This is a genomic window from Rubneribacter sp., assembly GCF_965361815.1.
On record NZ_CBDTNW010000173.1, the window covers coordinates 1 to 7,193 of the forward strand.

The 7,193-nt window shown below is 67.6% G+C and carries 8 protein-coding genes and 1 pseudogene; 5 read left to right on the forward strand and 4 right to left on the reverse strand.

What is annotated here, in order from left to right:
* Positions 1–268 (forward strand): hypothetical protein (locus tag ACWKY3_RS12555; RefSeq protein ID WP_449316733.1); only part of this gene is annotated, 268 nt, incomplete at its 5' end.
* A gap of 162 nt (positions 269–430) precedes the next feature.
* On the opposite strand, the gene ACWKY3_RS12560 is transcribed toward ACWKY3_RS12555, so the two are convergent.
* Genes ACWKY3_RS12560 through ACWKY3_RS12570 form a run of 3 tightly spaced genes read right to left on the reverse strand, consistent with a single transcriptional unit; the run spans position 431 to position 3,503 of the window.
* Positions 431–1,576 (reverse strand): ABC transporter substrate-binding protein, encoded by a 1,146-nt coding sequence (locus ACWKY3_RS12560; RefSeq protein ID WP_449316734.1) that lies wholly within the window; start codon positions 1,574–1,576, stop codon positions 431–433.
* Positions 1,573–2,382: an ABC transporter ATP-binding protein gene (locus tag ACWKY3_RS12565; RefSeq protein WP_449316735.1), complete on the reverse strand. Its 810-nt coding sequence runs from the start codon at positions 2,380–2,382 to the stop codon at positions 1,573–1,575. Before ACWKY3_RS12565 ends, ACWKY3_RS12560 begins: the two co-directional genes overlap by 4 nt.
* A complete protein-coding gene (locus ACWKY3_RS12570; RefSeq protein WP_449316736.1) occupies positions 2,379–3,503 on the reverse strand; it encodes a FecCD family ABC transporter permease in 1,125 nt (374 codons plus the stop codon). The genes ACWKY3_RS12565 and ACWKY3_RS12570 overlap by 4 nt, the downstream gene beginning before the upstream one ends.
* A gap of 193 nt (positions 3,504–3,696) precedes the next feature.
* Between ACWKY3_RS12570 and ACWKY3_RS12575 the strand changes: the two genes are divergently transcribed.
* Both ACWKY3_RS12575 and ACWKY3_RS12580 read left to right on the forward strand, forming a co-directional pair.
* The gene (locus ACWKY3_RS12575; protein ID WP_449316737.1) at positions 3,697–4,341 is read left to right on the forward strand and encodes a hypothetical protein; all 645 of its coding nucleotides are present in this window, start codon (positions 3,697–3,699) and stop codon (positions 4,339–4,341) included.
* A 58-nt stretch (positions 4,342–4,399) separates the two neighbouring features.
* Positions 4,400–5,077, forward strand: a complete 678-nt coding sequence (locus ACWKY3_RS12580) for a flavin reductase (RefSeq protein ID WP_449316738.1) — start codon at positions 4,400–4,402, stop codon at positions 5,075–5,077.
* A gap of 20 nt (positions 5,078–5,097) precedes the next feature.
* On the opposite strand, the gene ACWKY3_RS12585 is transcribed toward ACWKY3_RS12580, so the two are convergent.
* The gene (locus ACWKY3_RS12585; protein ID WP_449316739.1) at positions 5,098–6,006 is read right to left on the reverse strand and encodes a class I SAM-dependent methyltransferase; all 909 of its coding nucleotides are present in this window, start codon (positions 6,004–6,006) and stop codon (positions 5,098–5,100) included.
* Between the two features lie 124 nt (positions 6,007–6,130).
* Here ACWKY3_RS12585 and thyX point away from each other — a divergent pair, with 124 nt between their 5' ends.
* Together thyX and ACWKY3_RS12595 are read left to right on the forward strand one after the other, a co-directional pair.
* Positions 6,131–6,811: an FAD-dependent thymidylate synthase gene (thyX, locus tag ACWKY3_RS12590; protein ID WP_449316740.1), complete on the forward strand. Its 681-nt coding sequence runs from the start codon at positions 6,131–6,133 to the stop codon at positions 6,809–6,811.
* A 1-nt stretch (position 6,812) separates the two neighbouring features.
* A pseudogene (locus ACWKY3_RS12595) lies at positions 6,813–7,193 on the forward strand (DUF1385 domain-containing protein); the annotation flags it as partial.

Below are 7,193 nucleotides of genomic sequence, written 5' to 3' on the forward strand. Positions count from 1 at the left end.
CGAGGCCGCCAAGAAGGCCGCGCGCGCTGCTGCCGCTGCCGAGCGTGAGGCCGCCAAGAAGGCTGAGCGCGAGGCGAAGGCCGCCGAGAAGGCCAAGCGCGCCGAGGAGTTCGCCAAGAAGGCCGCCGAGGCTGAGGCCAAGAAGGCCGCCGAGCAGGCCGCTGTCGAGGAGGGCACGGAGATGGAGGTTTCCGGCGAGGAGGCCGCTTCCGTGGACGCCCTGATCGAGGAGGCCCAGGAGGCCGCCGAGGCTCCCGCCGCCGAGTAGCGTAAAAGCCCTCTGCTGGCGATTCGCACGAACGAAAGGAAGAACCCGGCCGTTGCGCCGGGTTCTTCTGCGTAGGGGGCCTGTTTCAGGCCGAGGCCCGCTTCCGGCCCCGTTCCGGCCCGGCCCGCGCGCAACGCGCTGCGGACCGCGCAACGCGGCGCGCTAGGCCTTGGGCTGCGCGTTCGCGGCTATCTTGTCGAACTCGGATTCGGAGAGGTCGTAGCCGTAGAACGTCTTGAAGTAACCGGCCACCATCTCGTACAGGTCGTCATCGTACTGATCGGGGTACAGCAGGCGCGGCAGCCACTGCATGCCCAGCACCTGGTTCACCGTCGGCGGGTTGTTGAGCCAGTTCCACGGCGTGGCGGGCACTTCGTAGCAGGCGCCGTTCTTGACGGCGTCCAGATCGGCGAAGGTCGCGTCGCTGCCCACGGTGCTATAGATGCTGTCCTCGGAAAACAGGATGAGCTCGGGATTCCACAGGGCCAGCTGCTCCATGCCGATCTCAACGCCCTGCCCGCTGCCGGACACTTTGCCAAGCTCGGCCACGTTGTCCGCCACAAGGTCCACCACTTGGCCTTGGTAGGAGTCTTTGGCGATGGTGTTCGTGCCCTTGTCGCCAAGGAGGTAGGCCACGCGCACACGCTCGCCCTCGGGGATGCCCGCCATGACGGAGGTCGTCTCCTCGTAGGCCGCCTTGCAGTACTCGGACAGCTCGCGTCCGCGCTCCTCCATGCCAAGAAGCTCGCCGAGCATCTTGTAGGCGTCGGCATAGGTGTCCATGGTCGTCTCGATCATGACGACGGGGATGCCCAGCTGCTTCTGCAGCGTGTCAAGCTCCTCGGCTATGCCGTCTTTCAGCTCGCCGGTGTCGATGAGGATCTGCGCGCCGGAGGCCGCCACAGCCTCCTTGTTGAGGTCGCCTTTCGAGCCGAAGGCCGCGCCGGTCACGGGCAGTTCGGCGTAGTTTTCGCCCAGGTACTTCGCCTGGTCGTCCGTAAGCTCTTGGGACAAGGTGACCATCTTGCCGGGCGCCATGGTCAAAAGCACCTGCGTGGCGGTGTGGCCTGCCGGGGCGATGCGGTCGATCTGCGCCGGCACCTCCACCGTGCGCCCGGCCGAGTCGGTGAACGTGCGGGTCTCGCCCTCGGCGGCTTGCTGCTGGGCCTCGGACCCGTTTTGGGCGCTCTGCGTGCCCTGGCCGTTTTGCGAGCAGCCGACGGCGCCGAGCGCGAGCGCGCAGCACAAAGCCGCCGCGAAGACGACGCCGGCTGCCCGCTTTCCTCTGATCGTCGGTTCTTTTCTCATACTGTTCCTTCCTCCCTTGCTTGCTTGCGGTCCAGTTCGCTGACAGGCACGCAGACGCGCACCTTGTCGCCGTACAGGGAACAAACCTCCACGTCCACGTGGTAGATGGCGCTCACCAGCTCCTTGGTGACCACGTCTTTCGGGTCGCCGTAAGCGCAGACGCGGCCCTCGTTGAGGACGAGCGTCCGGTCGGCGTAGAGAAACGCTTGGTCAGGCTGGTGCGTCGATTGCACGATGGACATGCCCTCGCGTGCGAGCTGGCGCACGGCGGACAGCACGCGCACCGTGTTGCCGTAGTCGAGCGCGCTTGTGGGCTCGTCCATCACGATGGTGCGCGCGTCCTGGGCGATGGCCCGGGCGATGAGCACGAGCTGCTTCTCGCCTCCCGAGATGCGGGTGTAGGGGCGATGCCCCAGGTGCGCCACGCCCACGCGCTCGAGCGCCTCCCAGGCCTTCTCGACGTGACGCCTCTTCGGCGAGCCGAACATCCCGATGCCGCCGCTGGCGCTCATGAGCACCACGTCGAGCACGTCGTAGTCGTAGACGGAGGAGTGCGATTGGGGGATGTAGGCGATCTCGCAGGCGCGCTGGCGCACGGAAAGCGAGCGGAGGTCCCTTCCGTTCACCGCGATGCTGCCCGACCAGCCCGTGCTCAGGCAGAGGATGCAACGGAACAGGGTGGACTTGCCCACGCCGTTGGGGCCGAGCACGTTCACGAGCATGCCGTCCGGTATGGAGAAGCTCACGTCGCGCAGTACCTCGCGGCGCCCGTAGGAGAAACCCAGACCCCTCACCTCGATGCTCATAGCTGCTGCTTCCTCCTTGTGATGAGGTAGAGGAAAAACGGCGCGCCCACGAAGGCGGTGAGGATGCCGATGGGTATCTCGGAGGTTGTCATGAGGCGGGCGAGGTCGTCCACGACGAGCAGGAAGGCGGCGCCCATGAGCATGCTCGCGGGCAGGAGCCTGCGGTAGTCGTAGCCGATGACCATGCGGGAGAAGTGGGGGATGACAAGCCCCACCCAGCCGATCATGCCCGAGACGGACACGCTGGCCGCGGTGACGAGCGTCGCTGCGAGGATGACGAGGAGGCGCACGCGGCGGGCGTTCACGCCCATGGTGTACGCCTCCTCGTCGCCCATGGTCAGCACGTTGATGCGCCAGCGCAGGGCGAACAGCGCCGCAAGGCCGACGGCTATGGGCGCGGCTGCCAGGGCCATGTCGCTCCACTTGGCACCGGTGAGGCTGCCCATGAGCCAGTAGGTGATGGCGGCCAGCTCGTTGGACGGGTCGGCGACGAGCTTGGCGTAGGAGACGCCCGCCGAGAACAGCGAGCTTGCCATGACGCCGGCGAGCACGACGATGAGCAGGTGGTTGCCCCGCGCGCGGCTGCCGATGAGCAGCACGAGCGAAACGGCGGCGATGGAGAAGAAAAACGCGCTCGCCGAGATGAGAAGCGACGTGCAGCCGAGCAGGATGGCCACGGCCGCCCCGAACGCGGCGCCCTGGGAGGCTCCCAGGATGTCGGGCGAGACGAGCGGGTTCTGGAACGTGCCCTGGTAGGCCGCGCCCGCGGCGGCGAGGCTGCATCCCACCAGAAGCGCGAGCGCGATGCGGGGCAGCCGCACCTGGAAGAAGAGCGTCTCTTGCTGCGAGGTCCAAAACGGGTCGAAGGGAACGACCAGATGGGCGAGCATGCCCGCCGCTTCGACGGGGTTGATGGGGTAGCGGCCCAGCATGAGCGAGATAAGGAAGCTCGCCGCGAGCAGCACCGCGAGGGCGGCGATCACGAGGTTGGAGCGCCGGGCGCGGCGCGTAGAGGCGCTGCGCGTTTGTGGTAAGACGGGGAGGGGGGGGGTGACCCTCCCCCCGCCGCCTGCGGGTTGCGCCCCGCAGGAGGTTTCCGGCTCCTCGATGCCGCTTTCCATGCCCCCGCTCCTTCTATAACTCTCCACTCAAGAATAATTCGCATGGAACTATATATCAGATTGTGAATAATTTCAGTCGGAAGGGGGCAAGGTCCTGAGAGGTGCGGTTTCCCATGGGGCGAGGGACGCGTTGCGGCGGGGTCTTTCCTTACGCGCTCGAGGGGCGGGGGAGTATACTGCATGGTCGAGGATAATGAGGAAGGAAAGGGGCCTCGAATTGCTGTTCCTGCTGACAGGCGATGTGCGGATAGGGAAGACGCGGTGGCTCGAGGGCCTGTGCGCGGAGCTGTCGGATGCGGGGACGCGGGTTGCGGGCGTCGTCGCTCCCGGAGTGTGGCGCACGGCGGGCGACGGGGACGGGTTTGAGAAGCTCGGGATCGACAACGTCCTTTTGCCGGGAGGGGAACGCGTCCCGTTCGCGCGGCGGCGCGACCTCGCGCTTGCGGAGGGCGTGCTGGACCCGAAATGCCAAAGCGAGGCCGCCCGGCTGGGCTGGCACATCTCCGATGATGCGCTGGCGCGCGTGAACGCTCATTTCGAAGGCTTGGCGCGCGCGAGGGGCGCGCGGGGTTTGGCGGGGCGGGGGCTGCTGGTGGTGGACGAGCTGGGGCGGTTGGAGCTGAAGCACGACGGCGGCCTGACAGCGGCCATGGCGCTTCTTACCGCCGGCCCCGCATCGCGGTTCGCCCATGCCCTCGTCGTCGTGCGCGACGGGCTGTGCCCCCTTGCCGAGGAGCGCTTCGGCGCGGCCTGGGGAGGCGCGACGAGGATCGCTCCCGACGACGAGGCGCTCTTTCTCCTCCGCTCCGCCTGCGGGCTTCCCCCTTGCGCTCCTTAACGAGAATAATTATCATTTGCTGGAAGAAAACCGACAGCGAGAGGGGAAGGCATCCGTCATGATCGACAAGACCGCGTTCCGCAGCTTGAGCTATGGGCTCTACTTGGTGGCCGCCACGGACGGCGAGCGCCGCGCCGCCTGCGTTGCCAACACGTTCCAGCAGGTCACGTCCTCGCCGTTGCAGGTGAGCGTGGCGCTGAACAAAGACAACCTCACCACCGACGTCATCATGGACTCGGGCCGGTTCACCGTGTCGTGCCTGGCGCAGGACGCAACGATGGAGCTCATCGGCACGTTCGGCTTCCATTGCAGCGCCGACGTGGACAAGTTGGGTTCTTGCGAGACGGGCGTGGACGCCGCGGGCGTGCCCTATGTGGCCGAGCAGTGCGTGGCGCGCTTCTCCGTGCGCGTGGTGCAGGCCGTGAACCTGGGCACGCACATCCTCTACATCGGCGAGGTGGAGGAGACCGAGGCGCTGTGCGCCGGCGAGCCGATGACGTACGCGTACTACCACCTGGTCAAGGGTGGCAAGACTCCGCCCAAGGCGTCGAGCTACCTGCCCGGGGAGGCCCCTGTTGCCCCTGCGGCCCCCGCTGCCGGCGACGCCCCCAAGCCGAAGTACGGTTGGCGCTGCACGGTGTGCGGGCACATCGAGTACGTGGACGAGCTGCCCGACGACTTCGTCTGCCCCGTCTGCGGCGTGGGCAAGGACATGTTCGAGCGCGTGGAGCTCTAGCCTGCCGTCCGCGCAATCCGCTACGCGTCCCAGGCTATGAAGGCCCAGGAGGTGGTGCGGGGCTTGCGCAGGCGCCAAGGGCCTTGGGGGACGCCCTTTTTGTCGGGCTCGCCCGCGCACTCGTTTTCCACAAGGTTCGCCTCCATCCATTCGGGCAGGCGGGCGAGGGCGGCCTGCAGCTCGGAGGCGGGTGCGTCGGCGCCCGCCGCGCGGCGCGCCATGTCCTCGAAGGTCGCGCGGGCCTCCTCATGCGAGGCGAAGGTGTCCGTGCGCTCGCTGTCGATGTAGGAGATCTCGGGGCGCAGGCCCTCGTTCGCCAGGATGTTGAACGCGTAAAGGTAGTCGCGTCCGACCTCGGTCTGAAGGCCGATCTCGCGCAGCATGCGCTCGTCGGTGCGCGGCGAGGCGCCTGCCGCCAGCGTGATGCAGCAGCGCCGTCGCGCCACCTTGGAAAGGCGCAGGAGCGCGTCGCGCAAATCGGCGGTGGCGATGGAGCGCGACGCTAAGGCGACATCTGCCGAACGCGGGGCCACGCCGCATGCCGCCCAATCGTCGTCCCAGCTCATGAGTTTGGGCGTGACCGTGCTCACGCGGCGCTCGTCCAGGTTCTCGCGCAGGCGGTCGAGCATCCCCTGCGAGAAGTCGGCCGCCGTCACGCGGTGCCCGCGCTCGCCGAGCGGCACGGCCAGCGCCCCGGTTCCGCAGCCCATGTCGAACACCGTCTCGCCGGGGCGCACGTCCGCCAGTTCGAGGAAGCGCTCCACGTAGGGGTTGGGCGCGTCTTTGGTGGCGAAAGTGCGCGAGCGGGCGTTCCAGTACGCGGCGTCGTCGGCGTTGCGGCGCGCCTTCTGCAGCAGCCTCCACTCCTCGTTCCAATCGCGGGTGGTCAGCTGAGGGACGAAAGGGGCGGGCGTGTTGTTTTCTGGCATGAGGGGGCCTTCCGTTTTCGCGCGTTGCCGGCATCGGGTACCATGGTAGCGAACGAGAGCGCGGCCGGGCGCGGGAAATCGCCCGGCCGCCGGGATTCTTCTGCTATGGAGGAGCGTTTTGCCCATGCACGTTGAACTGCTGTACCACACGCCCGACCCCGAGCGCGCCATCGCCACGGCGGCGCGCCTGTGCTACGCGCCCGTCGGCGCGTCCGAGCTCATGGAGACCATGCCCGAGGAGCGCGTGAGAAGCGTGCTGTCCACCATCATGGGCAGCGGCCACTTCTCCACGCTCGAGCACGCCAGCTACACGTTCGCCGTCGACGGCGTGTCGCGCGCGCTCACGCACCAGCTGGTGTGCCATCGTCTCGCCAACTTCAACCAGCAAAGCCAGCGCTCCGTGAAGTTCACGAACGGCCTTGCCACGGTGAAGCCTGGGAGCATCGCCGCCAGCGAGGAGGCGAGCGCGGTGTTCGACGAGGCCATAAAGGCCGCCATCTCCGCCTACGAGAAGCTGCTGGCCGCCGGCGTGCCCGCCGAGGACGCGCGCTACCTTTTGCCCAACGCGGCCGAGACGAAGATCGTCATCACCATGAACGTGCGCGAGCTGCTGCACTTCTTCTCGCTGCGCTGCTGCAACCGCGCGCAGTGGGAGATCCGCGACATGGCGCACCGCATGCTGGAGCTGGCGCGGCCCACGGCGCCGTTCGTGTTCATGGACGCCGGCGCGCCGTGCATCCGCGGCAACTGCCCCGAGGGCAAGATGACCTGCGGAAACCCGTACCCGCGCGTGAAGAGGGGCTAGCATGGCCGAGCAGAGAAGCGACCTTGCGCGCGCGTTTTCCGAGGACGGCGCGCTGAAAACCCATGTGGGCGGCCAGGCGCTCATCGAGGGCATCATGATGCGCGGCAAGTACAACTGGTCGGTGGCCGTGCGCGAGCCGGACGGCGGCATTTACGTGGAGGAGCACGACCTGGCAAGCGGGCGCGCGAAGAACGGCTGGCTGCACTGGCCTCTTGTGCGCGGGTGCCGGGCCATGGCAGAGTCGCTCGTCTTGGGCTACAAGGCCCTCGAGATCGCGGCCCTGCATGCGTTTGCAGAGGAGCCCGAAAGCGGGAACGCGGAGGGGGCGGGAGAGGTCGGTAGCTCAGACAGTCCTGCTCGCTCGGACAGTCCGCTGGACTGT

Excerpts from the sequence above, each read along its gene's own strand:
- ACWKY3_RS12560 (WP_449316734.1), bottom strand. The coding sequence starts at position 1,576 with ATGAGAAAAGAACCGACGATCAGAGGAAAGCGGGCAGCCGGCGTCGTC.
- ACWKY3_RS12565 (WP_449316735.1), bottom strand. The coding sequence starts at position 2,382 with ATGAGCATCGAGGTGAGGGGTCTGGGTTTCTCCTACGGGCGCCGCGAG.
- ACWKY3_RS12570 (WP_449316736.1), bottom strand. The coding sequence starts at position 3,503 with ATGGAAAGCGGCATCGAGGAGCCGGAAACCTCCTGCGGGGCGCAACCC.
- ACWKY3_RS12575 (WP_449316737.1), top strand. The coding sequence starts at position 3,697 with ATGAGGAAGGAAAGGGGCCTCGAATTGCTGTTCCTGCTGACAGGCGAT.
- ACWKY3_RS12580 (WP_449316738.1), top strand. The coding sequence starts at position 4,400 with ATGATCGACAAGACCGCGTTCCGCAGCTTGAGCTATGGGCTCTACTTG.
- ACWKY3_RS12585 (WP_449316739.1), bottom strand. The coding sequence starts at position 6,006 with ATGCCAGAAAACAACACGCCCGCCCCTTTCGTCCCTCAGCTGACCACC.
- thyX (WP_449316740.1), top strand. The coding sequence starts at position 6,131 with ATGCACGTTGAACTGCTGTACCACACGCCCGACCCCGAGCGCGCCATC.